Source organism: Enterobacter sp. HMSC16D10, from assembly GCF_001807145.1.
Taxonomy (GTDB): domain Bacteria; phylum Pseudomonadota; class Gammaproteobacteria; order Enterobacterales; family Enterobacteriaceae; genus Enterobacter; species Enterobacter roggenkampii.
Genome location: NZ_KV787884.1, coordinates 54,925 through 72,775, shown reverse-complemented (window position 1 = coordinate 72,775; position 17,851 = coordinate 54,925). Strand labels below are relative to the sequence as shown.

The 17,851-nt window shown below is 58.5% G+C and carries 11 protein-coding genes; 4 read left to right on the top strand and 7 right to left on the bottom strand.

What is annotated here, in order from left to right:
* Nucleotides 1-55 precede the first annotated feature (55 nt).
* From HMPREF3143_RS14075 to HMPREF3143_RS14050, 6 genes are all read right to left on the bottom strand, one after another.
* Nucleotides 56-931: a 4Fe-4S binding protein gene (locus HMPREF3143_RS14075; RefSeq protein WP_070533418.1), complete on the bottom strand. Its 876-nt coding sequence runs from the start codon at nt 929-931 to the stop codon at nt 56-58.
* Nucleotides 931-1,719 carry a dimethyl sulfoxide reductase anchor subunit family protein gene (locus tag HMPREF3143_RS14070; RefSeq protein ID WP_039266850.1) on the bottom strand — a complete coding sequence of 263 codons (789 nt, stop codon included), beginning with the start codon at nt 1,717-1,719 and terminating at the stop codon, nt 931-933. The genes HMPREF3143_RS14075 and HMPREF3143_RS14070 overlap by 1 nt, the downstream gene beginning before the upstream one ends.
* Nucleotides 1,712-2,341 carry a DMSO/selenate family reductase complex B subunit gene (locus tag HMPREF3143_RS14065; protein WP_003860631.1) on the bottom strand — a complete coding sequence of 210 codons (630 nt, stop codon included), beginning with the start codon at nt 2,339-2,341 and terminating at the stop codon, nt 1,712-1,714. Before HMPREF3143_RS14065 ends, HMPREF3143_RS14070 begins: the two co-directional genes overlap by 8 nt.
* Nucleotides 2,338-4,716, bottom strand: a complete 2,379-nt coding sequence (locus tag HMPREF3143_RS14060) for a DMSO/selenate family reductase complex A subunit (protein WP_070533416.1) — start codon at nt 4,714-4,716, stop codon at nt 2,338-2,340. The genes HMPREF3143_RS14065 and HMPREF3143_RS14060 overlap by 4 nt, the downstream gene beginning before the upstream one ends.
* A gap of 86 nt (nt 4,717-4,802) precedes the next feature.
* The gene (gene pbpC / locus HMPREF3143_RS14055) at nt 4,803-7,130 is read right to left on the bottom strand and encodes a peptidoglycan glycosyltransferase PbpC (RefSeq protein WP_044597802.1); all 2,328 of its coding nucleotides are present in this window, start codon (nt 7,128-7,130) and stop codon (nt 4,803-4,805) included.
* A gap of 1 nt (nt 7,131) precedes the next feature.
* Nucleotides 7,132-12,084: an alpha-2-macroglobulin family protein gene (locus tag HMPREF3143_RS14050; RefSeq protein WP_070533414.1), complete on the bottom strand. Its 4,953-nt coding sequence runs from the start codon at nt 12,082-12,084 to the stop codon at nt 7,132-7,134.
* 288 nt (nt 12,085-12,372) lie between these two features.
* Here HMPREF3143_RS14050 and HMPREF3143_RS14045 point away from each other — a divergent pair, with 288 nt between their 5' ends.
* From HMPREF3143_RS14045 to HMPREF3143_RS14030, 4 genes are all read left to right on the top strand, one after another.
* Nucleotides 12,373-13,917, top strand: a complete 1,545-nt coding sequence (locus tag HMPREF3143_RS14045; protein ID WP_070533412.1) for a PTS transporter subunit EIIC — start codon at nt 12,373-12,375, stop codon at nt 13,915-13,917.
* A 12-nt stretch (nt 13,918-13,929) separates the two neighbouring features.
* Nucleotides 13,930-15,297, top strand: coding sequence for a 6-phospho-alpha-glucosidase (locus HMPREF3143_RS14040; protein WP_008502148.1), 1,368 nt, complete (start codon nt 13,930-13,932; stop codon nt 15,295-15,297).
* Between the two features lie 90 nt (nt 15,298-15,387).
* The gene (gene sseA, locus HMPREF3143_RS14035) at nt 15,388-16,233 is read left to right on the top strand and encodes a 3-mercaptopyruvate sulfurtransferase (protein WP_070533411.1); all 846 of its coding nucleotides are present in this window, start codon (nt 15,388-15,390) and stop codon (nt 16,231-16,233) included.
* Nucleotides 16,233-17,003 (top strand): MurR/RpiR family transcriptional regulator, encoded by a 771-nt coding sequence (locus HMPREF3143_RS14030; protein ID WP_021241864.1) that lies wholly within the window; start codon nt 16,233-16,235, stop codon nt 17,001-17,003. The genes sseA and HMPREF3143_RS14030 overlap by 1 nt, the downstream gene beginning before the upstream one ends.
* Nucleotides 17,004-17,020: 17 nt before the next feature.
* On the opposite strand, the gene sseB is transcribed toward HMPREF3143_RS14030, so the two are convergent.
* Nucleotides 17,021-17,797 (bottom strand): enhanced serine sensitivity protein SseB, encoded by a 777-nt coding sequence (sseB, locus tag HMPREF3143_RS14025; protein ID WP_063452880.1) that lies wholly within the window; start codon nt 17,795-17,797, stop codon nt 17,021-17,023.
* Between the last annotated feature and the right edge of the window lie 54 nt (nt 17,798-17,851).

Below are 17,851 nucleotides of genomic sequence, written 5' to 3'. Positions count from 1 at the left end.
CTATAGCGCTATTGCCTATGGTTCTGCATAACATTTTTTTAAAATGAGACGAAGATTAGCAACAGTCCGGGTTTCGCATATCGTGTTGATGGTGAAAACAGAGCGGACACTGCTTTTCATCAGGCGTAAATGACCAGAGATGACGGTGGCACGTCAGGCAAACGGCTTCATATGCCAGTATGGCCACGTTTTTCGCCGTTCCTTCTGTTTGCGTCACTTTTATCGCCGCATGCTGGCATACCGCTTCGCAGCCGCCGCAACCGGTACAACGTCCGGTTTCGACGACCAGTTCAGCGTTCTCAAACCGAATCGCGTTTTCCGTACAACTCCGCCAGCACGCGCCGCACAATACGCACGTTCCGGCGTCGAGAGCTATCTCTGCCTCACTAACCCCAGAAAACGCTCTGCGCAGTTCACGCTGACCGGGCACGACGCTACAGGTCCGGACATCCTCACGGGGAACGTGCATCAGCGCACGGCGGGCGATATTAACCTCGTTGACGGGTAAAAGTTTAAACGCCCATGCCGCTTCACCGCGTCGACGAAGCACAAGATTAAGCCGGGCAATCGCTAGCAGCCAGTCAGGATACTGCTCCACGTCCATACTGATAAAACGAACATGGTGCTGTGCATGCCAGAGCAGCAGTTCATTCACATCCGGCGCACGTTCAGTAAAAGGCCCGACAAGCGTATCGCCACACAAAAAGCGTTTTCGCGGCGTGATGCCGGTGATGGCCTCAGTGGGGCAAACAAACAGGCAGTCACCGCATTCAATACAGCGGTTCTCATCAACCGAGATATCTGCGTCCGTAAAAGAAAAAGCCTGCACGGGACAAACGTCAGCGCAGGCACAACAGGAAGCATGGCGAAAACGGCGACGGACGCACGCATGCGTCACGTCCATCGCCGGGCCAAACGTTAATCTGCCCATCAGCCAATACTGAAGAAAACGAAGCGCAGCATCAGCTCACCCGCAATCAGCAAGGCGCTGCCCAGCAGCATCGTGCCTCGCGCCGCTTTTAACCCGCCTGCAGCAAAGCACAGCATACCCACGACAGACACACACCAGCTCAGCAGATGCACGGTGCGCAGTTGTTGCAGCATCTGTAACGGCGCATGAGGGAACGTCACCACGGTGTTGTCCATAGCCGAGATGTCGGCCAGCCAGACGGGCTGCATCACCAGACGCACAAGCACCAGCAGCGTGATAATGACCACCGCCGCACGCAGAGTAGCCCGGGAACGCATCCCAACCGCCATGCAGGCTGAACCAATAATGCCCACCGAGCCGATAAACAGCACCAGCGTGTTGATATGCTGCCACGTCACCACGGACGCATGCATGTAGATCTGCGCCATGCAGAACACATCCACCAGCCCGACAAGGCCCGCCGCCGCCAGAAGCAGCTTCCAGCCTGGCTTTTTGGCGAACATCAGCAGCGTCGCGAGCCCCAGCGCCGCCAGGTAAAGGCTGGCAAAGATAATCTCACGGCTCAGCCAGGAGCTGGAGACATGGCGCAGCGCGTTGAGAGCATTGAGCGGATAGCCCATGTGCAGCGCCGAGGCGAGCAATCCGAGGCTTGCGAGCACAAACGCCCCGGCAGCAGGCAGAAGCGCGCTACGCTGCAAAACATGCGCCCCCCCGAACGCCAGCCAGAGCGTCACGCCTACCGAGCCCTGCAGGAACAGCGTAAAAATCAGCAGCGGTAACTCATGCATGGCGTTTGCCCTCTTTCTCTGCACCCTGATGCGCTTTGATCACCAGATTCGGTTTTGTGATGGAAGAATCAGGCAAGCCTTTCACGTCACAGACCGCACCATACTTCGCCCGCAGTTCATCAATCGGCCCGAATTTAATCGCTTCGAGTGGACAGGTTGCCACACAGACGGGCTGCTCCCCCTTCGCCTGGAGATCCACGCAGAAATCGCATTTTGACATTTGCCCGGTCTGCTCGTTGAGCTGTGGCGCGCCGTAGGGGCATGACCACGCACAGTAGCCGCAGCCGACGCACTTATCTGTATCAACGCGCACAATGCCGTCTCCCGGACGCTTGTGCATCGCCGTGGTCGGACAGTTTTTAGTGCAGATGGGGTCTGCACAGTGGTTACAGGAAATAGAGAGCGTGTAGGCAAACACATTGTTGCTGACGCCGCCCTGCCCGGTGGGGATGAAATTCCCGCCGTTGACTTCGTACACGCGACGGAAACGGCGTCCGACCTCAAGGTTGTTTTTATCTTTGCATGCCACCTGGCAGGCTTTACACCCTGAGCAGCGTGAAGAGTCGATATAAAAGCCCAGCTGTTTGTCGCTCACCGGCGCGTAGTGTTTAAACTGACTCATGCTTTTGCCACCTCCACCAGCATGGTTTGATGTGAATTCCCTTTCGCAAGCGCGGTAATACGAGCCGAACTGAGCACGTTCGCGCAGCCGCCTTTATCAATGCCCTTCTCATCCGGCTGCCACCAGGCACCTGCCTGCATGGCTACCACGCCAGGAATGATGCGCGGCGTAACCTCCGCCGGGATCTCACAAATGCCGCGTGCGTTATGGATACGCACGGTATCTCCCTGCGCAATGCCGCGCTTCTGCGCGTCCTGAGGGTTAATCCACAGCTTTTGCTGCTGCGCCTCAATCAGCCACGGGTTGGCGTACTGGGTAGAGTTGGCGCGGTTTTTCCCTTTCCAGGTGATCAGCTGCAGCGGGAAGGTTTTCGCCAGTTCGTCTTCCGGCCCTTCGTGGGCAGGCACGTAGTGCGACAGCGCCGGAATTTCCGGGTGCTGCATGTCGTACAGACGCTTCGAGAAGATCTCAATTTTTCCGGACGGCGTCGGGAACGGATGATTTTGCGGGTCGCGAATGTTGTCTTCAAAAGCAACGTACGGCGCGCTTTTGAAGAGATGCTGACGCGTCTTTTGTAACGTCGCGAAGTCCGGCAGGTTTTCATCTGGCATGGAGAGCCGCGTCTGCTCCCAGATGTGCTCAATCCACGCCTTTTCGTCACGCCCTTCGCTGAATGCCGGTTCGACGCCAAGCTTAGCAGCGACCTCCCGCAGCCAGTCGTAGTCTGAACGGCGCTCAAATTCAGGCTCAATCAGCTTTTCGGACAGGATCAGATAGCTTGCAGTACCCCAGGTTTCGCCGATATTCCAGCGTTCCATAAAGCTGGTTTCCGGCAGGAGAAGATCGGCGTATCGGGCGCTCGGCGTCATAAACAGATCGCTCGCGACGATAAACTGGATTTTCGACTCGTCTTCCAGCACGCGGGTTGCCTGATGAAGATCCGGGTTCTGGTTAGCCAGATAATTGCCCGCCAGCGAGAAGAGGATGCGGATATTGCTGTCCAGCTTTTCGGCATCCTTCAGGCCGACTTCCGCCGTTACCTTAGAGGCATCGTCGGCGGCCTGCACCCAGTTCATCACCGATATTTTGGCTTTCACCGGGTTATCCGGCATCTCCGGGCCTGCGGCAAATTTACGGTTAGCACAGCCGCCGTAGCCAGCCGCCCAGCCGCCTTTCACCCCAACGTTACCCGTCAGCGTGGCCAGTATCGTCGAGCCGCGCGCGGTGCGCTCGCCGCAGTTATGGCGCTGCGGTCCCCAGCCCTGGATCAGCGCGGCGGGCTTCGTCGTGGCATAATCGCGCGCCAGCTGACGAATGGTTTGCGCAGGCACGTGGGTGATCTTCTCTGCCCACTCAGGCGTTTTCGCCACGCCATCTTTTGCCCCGTTCAGGTAAGCCATCAGGGATTCATTGGCCGGAACGCCTTCCGGCATAGCGTCTTCATCAAAGCCCAGGGTATAGCGCAGAATAAAGTCGCGATCGTGCAAGTTCTCCGTGACGATCACGTACATCATGGCGTCCATCAGGGCGTTATCGGTTGTTGGCAGCAGCGGGATCCACTGGTCAGCAAGGGAGGACACCGTATCTGAATAGCGCGGATCGACAACGATGAAGCGGGTGCCGTTTTGCTTCATCTTCTGGAAGAAGTAGTTGCTGTGACCAAAAATCGTTTCCGTCGGGTTATGTCCCCAGAGGATGACCAGTTTGGTGTCCAGTAACGTGTCCAGCGAGCTGCCGCTGGCGGCGGTACCGTAGGTATAGGGCGTTGCCGCTGCGGTGTTGCCCATACTGACCGAGTGATAGCTTTCGAGATAGCCACCCGTTAAATTAAGCAGACGACGAACCATTTTATCGCCGGAGAACGTTCCTCCCGAAACTGCGGTGCCAACATGCACATAGCGCGAAGCAGCACCGTATTTTTGCGTAATGGTTTTTAATTGATTCGCAATAAGCGTTGTAGCTTCATCCCAGGTAATACGTTCGAATTTTCCTTCGCCACGTTTACCCACGCGTTTCATTGGATATTTAAGCCGATCGGGATGATAAACAAATTTCCGATACTCGCGTCCGCGAACGCAGGCGCGCATCACCGGCATTTGAAGATCCAGTTCATTATCCGGACGCGTAGAGATGCGTGTGACCACGCCGTCGCTGACGTGCGCCCGAATATCGCATTTCCCGCCACAGTCAAAGGTGCTGCAGGTTTGAATGACTTTATCTTCGGGTTCGTTCACTGCCGCAGGCATTGTCGCCGCCTGCGCTTTTCCGCCTTTTACCACAAACGGCAGAGCGGCAAGCGCGGACCCGGCCTGAATAAAGTGACGCCGGGAGAGAGCGGGATTAAGACTCTCTCTCAGTTTATTATTTTTTTTCATTGCTCGTTCCTTCAAATAAAAACGCATTCTCGTTTTTTTGCAGAACCGAACATTGATAATTATCAAGCTAACCCTTCTGGATTATTTTAATAAGCCATTTCGAAATTCACCGTCGCTATTTGACCGTTTTCATCCATTACCATTAATTGATATTCACCCGGCAAATATAATTTCAGTGAATATTTATATTCATGTCCCTCTAAAGGCTCGCCATTTAAAAACCACCATCGCTGCCCTTCTCCACCGCTGGTTGAGAGAGAAAGCGTTATAGTTGTCTCACCCGGAAGACGCTTGATGACGGCCCCCTCTCTAACCCCTGACAGCATAAGCGGCGCGATATTGCTGTTATCCAGAGGCGGGCAAACTGTTGATGCTGCCGGGAGACGCGCCGCCCTTTTTTCCGCAGCGGGCAGCCACGGCTCCAGCGGCAGCGGCCAGACATCCAGGACTTTTTCAGTAGCATCCGGGCAATCTGCGGCCACGCGTTTGCCGGTTTTATCCAGCCAGACCGGGAAACGAATGCCGCGTATGCCCTCCTGTTCAGGGAGAAGCAGCGTGGGCGGTTCACTCCCTTCCAGCAGCCAGGTCGACAGGCGACGTCGACAGTTTTCACTGCCTTCCGGTAGCGACTGGCCGCCCGGCCAGCAGATCACGCCCCGCCCGACGCTCTCCGGACGCGGATCGCGCGGCAGGCGGGCTTCGTCTACCGTTGAACGTGACTGAAGCAGATTATTGACCTGGTTTAACAGCGGAACCGCGCTGGCAAACCCAAACTGTCCCGCCACGGGCGTGCCGTCCGGTCGTCCGGTCCAGATGCCCATCACATAACGGGCATTCAGACCGATGGCCCAGGCATCACGGTACCCGTAGCTGGTGCCGGTTTTCCACGCCAGCGGCGCAATCTGTGGCAGCGCATTATCCGGCAGCGGCTGCGCTTCATTGGCCAGAATACGGCGAATAATCCACGCCGAGCCTGGCGATAACAGCGGGCGTTCAGTCAGCGGATCGCCCGGCTGTAACCGCAGCCTTCCCGCCTTACCGTGTCGGGCAAAGGCACTATAGGCCGCAGCGATATCTGCCAGCCGCGCGCCCGCCCCGCCGAGGATCAGAGACAAATTCGGCTGTGCCCCCGCAGGCAGGCTCAGCGGCAAGCCTGCGTTGCTCAGCATCCCGGCAAATCGTTTTGGACCGTAGGCTTCCAGCACCTGAACGGCCGGCAGGTTGAGGGAGCGTACCAGCGCTTCACTCATGCTGACCGGTCCATGGAACCCGCTGTCAAAATTCCCGGGACGATAATCACCGGTTTTTCGGGGAACGTCCTGAAGCAGCGAGGCGGGATGGATCAGGCCATCGTCCAGCGCCATGCCGTAGATAAAGGGTTTTAAGACCGATCCTGGGGATCGGATCGCATTGACCATATCCACATGGCTAAAACGCGTGTCATCGTTGATATCCACCGACCCAACCCAACCGCGCACTTTCATATCGGTATGATCGACCACGATCATCGCCAGCGAGCTGCGTGCCGGCAGGCGGGATTTCCAGTTCATCGCCAGCTCTTCCAGCTGCCGCTGCAGTCCGGCATCTAGCGTGGTGACAATTTTCGTGTCGCGACTTTTACCGAGCATCATGCGTGCAAAGAGCGGCGCCAGCTGCGGCATCTGCCGGGGCGCCAGCCATACTGATTCCTCACGGGACTCTTTGACCTGCTTTGCGGACCAGACGCCCTGCGTCGCCATGCGGTCGAGCACTTTATTGCGCGCCGCTTCGGCCCGTTCAGGCCAGCGGTCCGGGCGTAATCGACTCGGTGCCTGCGGCAGCACCGCCAGCAGCGCCGCGTCGGAATAGCTGAGCTGCGACGGCGGCTTGCCCAGATACGTCCAGCTTGCCGCTCCCACGCCCTGCAGCGTACCGCCAAAGGGGGCGCGATTGAGATAGAGCGTCAGGATTTCGCGTTTGGAAAGATGCCACTCCAGCTGCATGGCACGCCAGAGCTGGCGAATTTTGCCGCCAAAGGTGCGCGGATGCGGGTCCAGCAGTCGCGCGACCTGCATGGTGAGCGTGCTTCCGCCAGAGATGACTTTCCCGGAACTGAGATCCTGCCAGGCGGCGCGCAGGACAGAGAGCGGGTTTACGCCGGGGTGATCCCAGAACCAGCGATCTTCGTACTGGATCAGCGCCTCAAGATAACGGGGAGAGACCTCTTCGATCGTCACCGGATAGCGCCAGATCCCGTCGCTATCGGCAAAACGCCAGAGCGGCGTGCCCTTCTCATCCACCACCACCCGTGCGGGGTTAACCTCTTTCAGCGGCAACGGCCACAGGCGATCGGCGACGAAAATCAGCCCCCCTAAAACGAGAAGCGCTCCCGCCAGCCACAGCCAGCGGGAGCGTGTCAGACGTGCCATTCGCATATTACGGAACAACAATCAGCGGGCCGCTGGCCGCACCCGTTGCCCGCCACTGCGGAACGTACATAGACTCCACCATCGGCACCGGGACCTGGTAGGTTCCCGGCGTCACGGCGCGCGCCAGATAAACCAGCGTGACCGGCTGACCTTCATTTACCGGCACGGCCGCCACAAAGCGGTCGTCGCGGAATTCCATATGCTGAATGTCCGCCTGCTGCATCTGGCTGAGCAGGTTCTGCACCTCACTGCCGCTGTCCTGCAGGCTGGCGCTGCTGCTTGCCAGGTTCTGGTTTTCCAGCTCCAGCCCCGCAGGCAGGAGATCTACCACCAGCGCGTCCGGCACGTTCTGGCTGGCTTTAACTTCCAGCCACACCAGCACCAGCTCGCCGCTCTTCAGCGAAGAGAGTGATTTCGTACTGCCGTCGGTTGCCAGGATATGACGTTCGACCTGCAACACGTTCGCGCTCGGCTGAGGAGCATAGTCAGGATAACCGGTGCTATTAAGGCGTACCCACAGCGGTGAAGTGCCGGTATTGGTGACCTGCAGCGCGCCAAGCTGGTCGCCGCTCACGTTTTGTACCTGCGCTTTATCGCCACCTGATGCGGAATCTGACAGGGAGGTTTTCGCCTGCCATGCACCGGACAGAGTTTGCAGCGAACGTCCGGCCAGGAACAGCGCGTTGCTCTCCTGAGTGGACAACCAGCGCTGGCTGAAGGCCTGTTCAGAAAGAGCATTCAGCAGCGTATTTTGCGCATCCGGCAGAAGTTTGTACTCCTCCAGCAGGGAGAGCATCAGCGCGTTATCGCGAAGCTGGCTGCCGTAATCGGCCATCCAGGTTTTGCTGTCGTTGCGCGGCGTTTTTAGCGCAAGATCCAGCGCCTGCTGGCTGCGCGGGGCATCGCCCATCAGCCTGAGCGCCATGCCCAGCTGCATCAGCGGCAGGCCGGACGCCGCCTGAGCGTGACGATCCCAGATTTCACGCAGCGCGCCCAGCGGCGCTTTTTGCTGACGAGCCAGCACCAGCGCGGCATAGGCCTGAACGGCAAATTTACTGGCCTGAGTATCATCGCTATAGCGAATGGACATCATGCCCGGGTCCTGCAGGTAGCGCAGCAGACGGCTATTGGCGTTATTCACCGCATCGGCAGGCACGCTATAGCCCTGCTCGCCCGCCCGCACCAGGAAGTCGGCCACGTAGGCCGTCAGCCAGTACTCTTCCAGACCGTTTTTATCCCACAGCGCGAACCCGCCGTCTTCACGCTGCATCTGCAGCAGACGGGAAATACCGATATCAATGGCGGCACGGCGTTTATCGTCCGTATCACCTTTGATGCCAAGCGCCGTCAGTTGCGCCGCGTTGGTGTAGAGCGACGGGAACAGGCCGCTGGTGGTCTGCTCCAGGCAGCCATACGGATAAGCCTGCAGTTCGCGAATATAGCGCGCCAGGTTGAGCGGTGGTTTGCCGCTCAGCAGCAGTTGCCCCTGCAGGGTGGCAGGAGAGAAACCGTTACTGTGCTGCGCCGGTGCGGTCCAGGATTCGCCAGGGTTGAGCATGGCACCGGTATTCACCGTCTGTGCCGGGAATGCCGGACGCACGCCGATTTTCCAGCTCTTCTGCTGTGGTGCAAAGGTCTCGCCCGGAAGCTGCAGGCCGGTAACCTGTGCTGTTACCTCTCCGTCACCATACCCCTCCAGCGCACGCACCGGAATAAACAGGGTGGTCCGCGCCCCCGGAGGCAGCTGCACCGGCTGCGGCTGTCCACCTTCCAGCGACAGTTTGCCTGTCGCGGTCAGGGCAACGTTCAGCGTTTGCGGCTGGTCGGTCAGGTTGGTGAGATCCAGCGTCAGGCGTGAGGTGTCTCCACTTGCCAGGAAGCGCGGCGTGTTGAGCTCGGTAATAACCGGTGCGGCCACCACAACCTTGCTTTCGCTGCTGCCGAAATCGTCTTCTGTCCAGGCCTGCGCCATCAGACGCAGTTCGCCGTTGAAATCACCAATCGGCAGCGTAATCGTGCCTTCCCCGTTGGCATCCAGCGTAACCGGCTGTGCCTGTTGGGCAATGATGGTGACGTGGTTCACCGGCGGTTTGCCGCCGCGCTTCAGTTCATCCCCATCGCCACCGAAGCGCAGCGCGGCCAGACGGCCCTGCCCTTCAATGACCTGGCCGTATATATCGTAGATATCCGCGCCGTAACGCTTCTGGCCAAAGAAAGCCTGCCACGGATCCGGCGTGACGTAATCGGTAATGTTCAGCACGCCGCTGTCCACCGCCGAGACCAGCACGTTCACCTTCTGCGGCACGGCCCCCTCTTTCACGCTGGCTTTCACCTTCACCGAGAGCGTCTGGTTTGGACGCATTTTCTGCGGGTTATCGAGCGCAATATTCAGACGGCGATTTTCATCGCCCATCGGCAGATGCAGCAGACCGACCGCACGTTTCGGCGTGGCGGATTTGGATTTATCTCCGGGACGTACCACCAGCGTACTCAGGTAGAGGTCGTGACGCTTCCAGGCCTTGTCGACCGGGATAGCGAGATCCAGTCCGTTTGCCGGTACGTCGATCTCTTTCCACCACAGCGGCCCTTCGCTGGACTCGATCATCGCATAGCCCTTGCCTGCGGCCGGCGCGGCGATGTGCAGTTGGATGGTGTCGCCTGGCTGATAAGCTGGCTTATCCAGTTTCAGCGTCACGCGGTCAGGGCGCGCGGCTCCGGTGCCATCGCTGTTATCCTGCCAGCTGTAGCCTGCCCAGAAGCGCACGCTGCTGACCATTTCATCAGGCGCTTTGACTTCCAGACGATAAGAGCCCCACTCTACCGGGAAGGTAACTTTACCCGTTTCATCGGCCTTAAGCGTCAGCTCCTGCTCGCCTTCGACCAGGTCTTTCTGATCGAACTGAGACTGCCAGCCTTCGCTCTCAGACCAGTTCCAGAAGTAGTCACGACGCTCGCGAATCAGACGAACCTGTAACCCGGAAACGGCCTTTTTGGCTCCGCTGGCATCGGCATACACGATGTCGAAACTGGCGTTGCCGTTCTCATCAACAATCGGCTGGTTGACGGTCGTATCGGTGCGGTAGTCGTAAACGGCTTTACTGGCGAACTGAGGGCGAATACCCGGCAGCTCATCCGCCGGCCAGATAGCCTGCTCAGCGCGACGCGTCACCGGACGACCGCCCGACTCCAGCAGGCTGGCCTGCAGGATCAACTGCAGCGGAGAGTGCACGTCTTTCCACTGGCTTTCGGTAGAAACCTGCCCACGCCCCTGCTCGTCCAGCGTAAGCTGAACTTCATCCAGGCTGCGGCTCAGGTTCTCTTCGGCGATATCACCAAACTGGAAGCCCGGCAGCGCGGCCACCGCGTCACGCAGCGGACGCAGGAAGAGCTGGCCCTGCAGAGAGTTACCGTTGGCCGGTGCGCCATACAGGTAATAGCCGACCACGTTAAAGTCGACGTTATCCTGCGGTGAAACCGGCGTTTTTTGTCCGCTCAGGTTGAGCGCCATGCGCTCTGGCATGAAGTCTTCGACGTGGAAGTCCCACAGGCGCTGCAGGTTATCGCCCGTGTTGGCGCGAATATGCCACATGCCGGTCTGCGCCCCGCTGTCCAGCGGGTAGTTGAATCGGTAGAGACCGTTTTCAGGCTGAACAACGATCGAGCGAGCCACCTGACCGTCAGGGCGCAGCACGTCAAGCTTCACGGGCTGATCGGGAAGCGGCTTACCGTCACTGTCGCGCAGCAGGCCGTTGAGGATCACCGTTTCACCCGGGCGATAGAGATCGCGTGGGCCAAACATGAAGAACTGCTTGCTGTAGCCCGGACTCCCGGCGATATCAAACTCCGCCAGGTCGAGGGCCGGTAGCTTGAGGTCAAGCAGCGTGGTCTGGCCGTCTTTACTGGCCAGAATCAGGGCAGCCTCTTTGTCGGTCTCAAGCTTTGCGTGGCCATCGCCGTCGCTTTTCGCTTCGGCAAGGGTCTGCCCTTTGTCATTCAGCAGGGTGACGGCGACGCCAGACTGCGCCGCACCGTTCTCCAGACTCTGGGTGAAGATGTCCAGGCGGTTATGATAACGGTGAGCGGACAGGCCAATATCGCTTAAGGTAAAGAGCGTTGCGGCGTTGCTGTAGTTATAGTGCCCGGCCTGGTTCATGACCGCGATGTAAACCCCAGACTGCTGGAGCGGTTTAATATCCTTCAGGGGCAACAGCAATTTTTCGCGCGTGTTGCGCGCCGGATTAAGATCGAAGCGACCGGTGTAAACCAGCTCCGCCATCTTTAGCAGGTTGTCGGATTCCCAGTTGGTGAGGGAGTTGCGGTATTCCCACTGGCTGACAAAAGAGGCCAGCGATTCCGGCTTCACGCGGTAGAAATTGACGTCCACGTTGTTGACGTTAAGCGCCATCACCGGCAACCCTTCCACCACCTTGCCCGGCAGCAGCGAGCCGCGGCTGGCAAACCCGACGGTAGGCTCGACGTCCCGGGTGGTGAGGGCTTTTTCATAATCAATGCCGAACGTCGCCTTATTCAGCGCCTGCAGGCCCCGTTCAACGGTGACGACCAGGTTGCGGTTGGGCTCCAGATGACGCAGGCGAAGCTCTTTCAGGTTAGGCGCAAGTTCCCACGCCCCGTCAACTTTGCCGCTTTTTTTGTCCACGACATGCACGGTTTTCGCGAAATCCTGATCGGGATTCAGCGGAACCGAGTATGTCAGCACCAGCGTGGCGGCACCGTCGAGCTGAACTTCAGAAGCATCCAGCAGGGTCAGCGCTTTTCCCTGACTCTGGGCGGCTAGCTTAGCCAGCGTTTCAGCATTTGGCTTTTCCGCGGCTTTTGGTGTGGATGCAGTGGATGCCGCGGGAGCCGCAGCCTGAGGTTTATCGTCGCTGTTATCACAGCCGACAAGCGTAAACGTGGTAAGCAGCGCAAGAGAGAGCGCGGCTAAGCGAAACGGTTTCATCCTTTGTCCCTGGCCCAGAGGGGGCCTGTTGGTCGTCGTCCGGATAAGTATTATCCGCAAGTTTCATTAATTCAAAAAGTCCAATTTTAGAATCTGGAAAGCGCCTCGCAGAATGGCATCACGCCGCTACGCCGTGATGGAACCGCGATCACAGCGCATAACGTCACATGTTACCTTTCACGTCATTTGTTTTTAAAACAAGAGGATAGCTGGATAAGCGTCCCTGAAGGCTGCTAGTTTTATAACCATGACGCACCCCGAGTGCGCGGTTCAAAAAGAGAGAAAGCCATGAAACGAGCCGTGAACGCCCTACAAAATTTCGGAAAATCATTGTACGGACCGGTGCTTATCTTACCGATCGTCGGTCTGTTTATCGCCTTTGGTAACGTGCTGGGTAACGGTAATCTCGCCGAGTACCTGCCGTTTCTCGGTCATCCGCTGATTCAGCATCTTGGTCAGTTGATCGCAAAATCTGCCGTGTCGGTGCTGGTTAACCTGGCGCTGGTGTTTGCCGTCGGTATTCCGATTGGCCTGGCAACGCGCGATAAAGGCTATGCCGCGCTGATTGGCCTGGTCACCTTTGTCGTATTCATCAACGCCATGAACGTCACGCTGCAGCTGCAGGGCGCGCTGGCGCCAGCGGCGCAGATGAAAGCGGCCGGACAGACGATGGTACTGGGCGTGCAGGTGCTGGAGATGGGGGTCTTTGCCGGGATACTGACCGGAGCGCTTTCCGGCTATCTGTACAACAAATACTCCGGCGTACAGTTTAACGGCGCGATGGCGATTTACTCCGGCCACTGTTTTGTCGCCATCGTCATGCTCCCCGTCTCCATGCTGCTCGGCGTGGTGATGAGTGAGCTTTGGCCCTTTGCCCAGCACGGCATCAGCGCCCTGGCGCTGGCCATCAAAGGTTCCGGGCCGTTTGGCGTGGCCATCTACGGTTTCCTGGAACGCATTCTGGTCCCCACCGGCCTGCACCATCTGGTTTATACGCCGTTCCTCTATACCGAGCTGGGCGGCACGCAGGAGGTATGCGGCGCAACCTATCAGGGCGCGCGCAATATCTACTTTGCCGAGATAGCCTGCCCGGACGTGAAGCAGCTCAGCAGCACCGTGGTGTGGGATGCCCGCGGCATCAGCAAAATGTTTGGCCTGCCTGCCGCGGCGCTGGCGATGTATATGACCGCCAGGCCAGAGCGTAAAGCGGCGGCGAAAGCGATTCTGATCCCGGCGGCACTGACTTCGCTGCTGGTCGGCGTGACCGAGCCGATTGAATTCTCCTTCCTGTTTGTCGCCCCGCTGCTGTTCGTGGTGCACGCGGTGCTGACCGGCATCGGCATGATGCTGTTCTCGCAGCTGGGCGTTCACGCCATCGGCGCCAACGGGATTATCGACTTCATCCTTTACAACCTGCCGCTCGGCACGGCCAAGTCCAACTGGCCGATGTACATCGTTGTCGGGCTGATCATGTTCGCCCTCTACTTTGTGGTATTCCGCTTCCTGATCCTGCGCTTCAACATGAAAACGCCGGGCCGTGAAGATGAGGACCAGGAGACGCGCCTCTACAGCAAGCAGGAGTACCAGGCGAAGGGCAATAACGACGGTCTGGGCGAGTCCATCGTGGTGGGGCTGGGCGGTCGGGAAAATATTGAAGTGGTGGACAACTGCTACACCCGCTTGCGCGTCACGGTGAAGGACGTCGCCATTATCGACGAGCCGCGCCTGAAGGCGACTGGCGCGAAAGGGATTATCAAACAAGGTAACAACGTTCAGGTGGTCTACGGGCTGCATGTCAAAAAAATGCGAGAAGCCGTTGAGACGTTTCTCTGAAAGGAGCTAAAGATGTTAACACCCCCATTCATTCTGTCGATTGCCGGCGGCGGCAGCACCTACACGCCGGGCATTGTGAAAAGCCTGATGGTGCGCCTGCAGGATTTCCCGCTGGCCGAAATTCGCCTGTACGATATCGACGAGGCGCGCCAGAACACCATTGCGCCGGTCGTCGAGAAGGTCATTCGCGACCACAGTCAGCGCATCACATTTACCGTCACCAGTGACCCGGAAGTGGCCTTTAGCGGCGCGCATTTTGTCTTCGCCCAGATGCGCGTCGGCCAGTACAAAATGCGTGAGCAGGATGAGAAGATCCCGCTGCGTCACGGCGTGGTGGGCCAGGAAACCTGCGGCCCCGGCGGGCTGGCTTACGGCCTGCGCACGATCCTGCCGATGGTGGAGCTTATCGATCTGGTCGATCGCTACGCGCATGAGAAAGCCTGGATCGTGAACTACTCCAACCCGGCGGCGATCGTCGCGGAAGGCGTGCGCCGCCTGCGCCCGAACGCAAGGGTGCTGAACATCTGCGATATGCCGGTTGCCGCGATGCGCAATATGGGCGCCATTCTGGGCGTGGATCGTCATAAACTGGAAGTGGACTACTTCGGCCTGAACCACTTCGGCTGGTTTACCCGCGTGCTGGTGGACGGCGAAGACAAGCTCCCGGCGCTGCGTAAGCATATCGCGAAGTTTGGCCTGCTGACGGAAGATGCGGCTAAAACCGATCCGCAGCATTCCGATCCGTCATGGGTGAAAACCTGGCGCAATATCAAACCGATCATGGACAACTTCCCCGAGTATCTGCCGAACCCGTATCTGCAGTATTACCTGATGCCAAACCAGATTGTGGCGCATCAGAACCCGGACTATACCCGCGCCAACGAAGTGATGAACGGGCGCGAGAAAAAGCTGTTCGCCGCCGCCGAAGAATATCAGCGCACCGGAATTTTACCGGATGCCTTCCACGTGGGCGTCCACGGTGAATTTATCGTTGACGTCGCCTGTTCGCTGGCGTTCAACCTGCGAAGCCGCCATCTGGTGATGGTGGAAAACCGCGGGGCGATTACCAACCTGCCGTACGATGCGGTGGTGGAAGTTCCCGCTTATATCACCGCCGAAGGCCCGGAACCGATTCGCGTCGGCCAGGTGCCGCTGTTCCATCAGACCCTTTTGCAACAGCAGCTCGCGTCTGAACAGCTGCTGGTGGAGGCGACTATCGAAGGCAGCTATGAAAAAGCGTTGCAGGCATTTACCCTGAACCGCACCGTGCCGACCATGGAACATGCAAAAGCGATTCTGGATGAGATGATTGAGGCCAACCGCGACTACTGGCCAGCGCTGCAAAAAGCCTGGCAGGACGGCGAACCGGTGAAAAAATAGGGGCTTGCTCGCGAGTTGAACGTGGTTTGCTTGTCGGTGTCAGAAAAAACACCGACAATCCTTTTTTACGGAAAAGAATGGAGGCAACCCATGTCCACCTCATATTTTGTCGCCGCCGACTGGCTGATTGAGCACGGCGACGATCCGGAAGTGCAGATTATCGACGCGCGTATGGCCCCTCCGGGACAAGAGCATCGTGACGTGCCCGGTGAATACCGTGCCGGGCATCTGCCGGGTGCGGTATTTTTTGATATTGAAGCCCTCTCCGATCACACCTCTCCCCTGCCGCACATGCTGCCGCGCCCGGAAGCGTTTTCCGTGGCGATGCGCGAGCTGGGCATCAGCAAAGACAAACACCTCGTTGTCTATGATGAAGGTAACCTCTTCTCGGCGCCGCGCGCGTGGTGGATGCTGAAAAACTTCGGCGTGGAAAAAGTCTCGATTCTTGCCGGCGGGCTGGCGGGCTGGAAGCGCGACGAGCTGCCGCTTCAGCAGGGTGACGTCACGCTGCCGGAAGGCGAATTCGATGCGACCTTTGACGCCCACGTGGTAAAACGCCTGACCGACGTGCTGGTCGTGAGCCATGAAAAAACGGCGCAAATCGTCGATGCCCGTCCTGCTCCGCGCTTTAATGCCGAAGCGGATGAACCGCGTCCGGGGCTGAAGCGTGGACATATTCCGGGCGCGCTGAACGTGCCGTGGGGCGACCTGGTGTTTGAGGGCGAGCTGAAAACCACCGACGAGCTGCGCGCCATTTTTGAACGTCAGGGCGTGGATTTGCATCGTCCGATTATCGCCAGCTGCGGTTCCGGCGTAACGGCCTGCATGGTCATTCTGGCGCTCGCCACGCTCGGCGTAAGCAACGTCACGCTCTACGACGGCGCCTGGAGCGAATGGGGCGCGCGTGACGACCTGCCGGTTGAACCCGCGAAATAATGGATAACCGCCTGGCCACGCTGTTAACGCGCGGGGCGTCATTGACCCGCGCGGAGTATCGCGTCCTCGCACACCTCACGGAGCATCCGCTGCTGGTGGGCAATATCACGGTTCGCGAGCTGGCACAGGCGACGTTCGTTTCTACCGCCACCATCATGCGGCTGTGCCAGAAGCTGGGGTTCAGCGGCTTTAGCGAATTCATCTGGCACTGCAAGCAGCTGCTCTCCGACACGCCGCATATTGCCGCTCAGGCGCAGTCGCGTCCTGAACTCCCGGTGCTGTTTAACCAGTTTATCGCCAACTATCAGCACACCTTTCAGTGGGTTACCCAGGACAAACGCCAGCAGTTTTCCGACCTGCTGCGCCAGAAAGAGAGCTTCTTTCTCTACGGGGCCGGGTTTTCTTATCTGTTTGCGGAGTACCTGACCAAGAAGCTACAGGTAATGGGCAAAACGGCGTTTATCTCCGGACCGGGCGACAGCCGGAACATTTTTCTCAGCAATGCCGCCCGCTATCAGGTGTTTATTGCCGTCTCGCGCAGCGGCGAAACGGAGCAGGTGCTGGATAAAGCGCGGATAGCCAAAAACGTCGGCATGACGATCGTCGCGTTTACCCGCGCCTCGGCCAACACGCTGGCGGAGATGGCCGACGTGCACTTTGCGCTCTATGACGAAGCGGTGCACTTTGCCGCCGAAGCCGCAGGGGTGACGTCGTTTGAGTCGAATCTGGTGCTGCTGATGGATTTACTGCTGCTGGAAGCAACGGGGTGATATTCACCCCGCTGTCATCAGATGATGCGGTTAGTTTTGAGATCGCGCAGGAAGCCGCCCCAGCGACGCTCATAGAACGGCGTAATGTGCTCGGTAATAAAGTGGCTGATGCCCTTCTCACCGTTTTTCACCTGGCAGATATCAATTGGTTCATCGCCCGGTAGCGTGTCGGTCGCCACGCTGCCCGCTGCCTGAACGATCTCGTCGAAATCGCCATCGGCTTCAATACCGATCAACAGCACCGGCTTTTCGTCCGCGCGCTCTTTAATGGAGCAGAGAAACGCGCGCCTGACGGGCTTGAGCGTTTTGAACAGCGTCGTCAGGGAATCAATCATCTGCGCGGGCGGCTCGGCCACTTCAGAGAGCAGCAGCGTTTCGCCCCCTTCCAGCACTTCCTGCGTGCTGAGCGGGTTGCCCTCTTCGCCAATCAGGTGGCTGATTTCACGTGGCGTAAACTCTTTCCCGGTCGGCAGCTTCGCGTTCAGGAACAGCGTCTGGCCCAGCGTCATTTCAAACAGGGTACGCACCGGCATCACCACGAACGCCTGTTCATCTTCTACCGCTTTCTGCAGCGCTTCCAGCGAGGTGAAGAACGGGATCACCGACGTGCCGTCGTCTTTCTCCCAGTGCAGCAGATCCAGCGCGCTGTCTTCTACGACCTGTTCACCTTCAGCCGCAGCGCCCGGCACCCAGACGGTGGATTCCAGCAGCGTGCGGAAAAAGGCCGGACGGTGGGCGGGCTCGGTCGCCGCCTGCTCCAGCAGGGTTTCTAATTCGTTTTTGGTATCTGACATAGTTTGGCTACTTCAAAAAACGCCGGGTGGCGCTTCGCTTATCCGGCCTACAAA

Bases quoted from the DNA above. Each gene is read 5' to 3' on its own strand.
- HMPREF3143_RS14075 (WP_070533418.1), bottom strand. From the start codon at position 931: ATGGGCAGATTAACGTTTGGCCCGGCGATGGACGTGACGCATGCGTGC.
- HMPREF3143_RS14070 (WP_039266850.1), bottom strand. From the start codon at position 1,719: ATGCATGAGTTACCGCTGCTGATTTTTACGCTGTTCCTGCAGGGCTCG.
- HMPREF3143_RS14065 (WP_003860631.1), bottom strand. From the start codon at position 2,341: ATGAGTCAGTTTAAACACTACGCGCCGGTGAGCGACAAACAGCTGGGC.
- HMPREF3143_RS14060 (WP_070533416.1), bottom strand. From the start codon at position 4,716: ATGAAAAAAAATAATAAACTGAGAGAGAGTCTTAATCCCGCTCTCTCC.
- pbpC (WP_044597802.1), bottom strand. From the start codon at position 7,130: ATGCGAATGGCACGTCTGACACGCTCCCGCTGGCTGTGGCTGGCGGGA.
- HMPREF3143_RS14050 (WP_070533414.1), bottom strand. From the start codon at position 12,084: ATGAAACCGTTTCGCTTAGCCGCGCTCTCTCTTGCGCTGCTTACCACG.
- HMPREF3143_RS14045 (WP_070533412.1), top strand. From the start codon at position 12,373: ATGAAACGAGCCGTGAACGCCCTACAAAATTTCGGAAAATCATTGTAC.
- HMPREF3143_RS14040 (WP_008502148.1), top strand. From the start codon at position 13,930: ATGTTAACACCCCCATTCATTCTGTCGATTGCCGGCGGCGGCAGCACC.
- sseA (WP_070533411.1), top strand. From the start codon at position 15,388: ATGTCCACCTCATATTTTGTCGCCGCCGACTGGCTGATTGAGCACGGC.
- HMPREF3143_RS14030 (WP_021241864.1), top strand. From the start codon at position 16,233: ATGGATAACCGCCTGGCCACGCTGTTAACGCGCGGGGCGTCATTGACC.
- sseB (WP_063452880.1), bottom strand. From the start codon at position 17,797: ATGTCAGATACCAAAAACGAATTAGAAACCCTGCTGGAGCAGGCGGCG.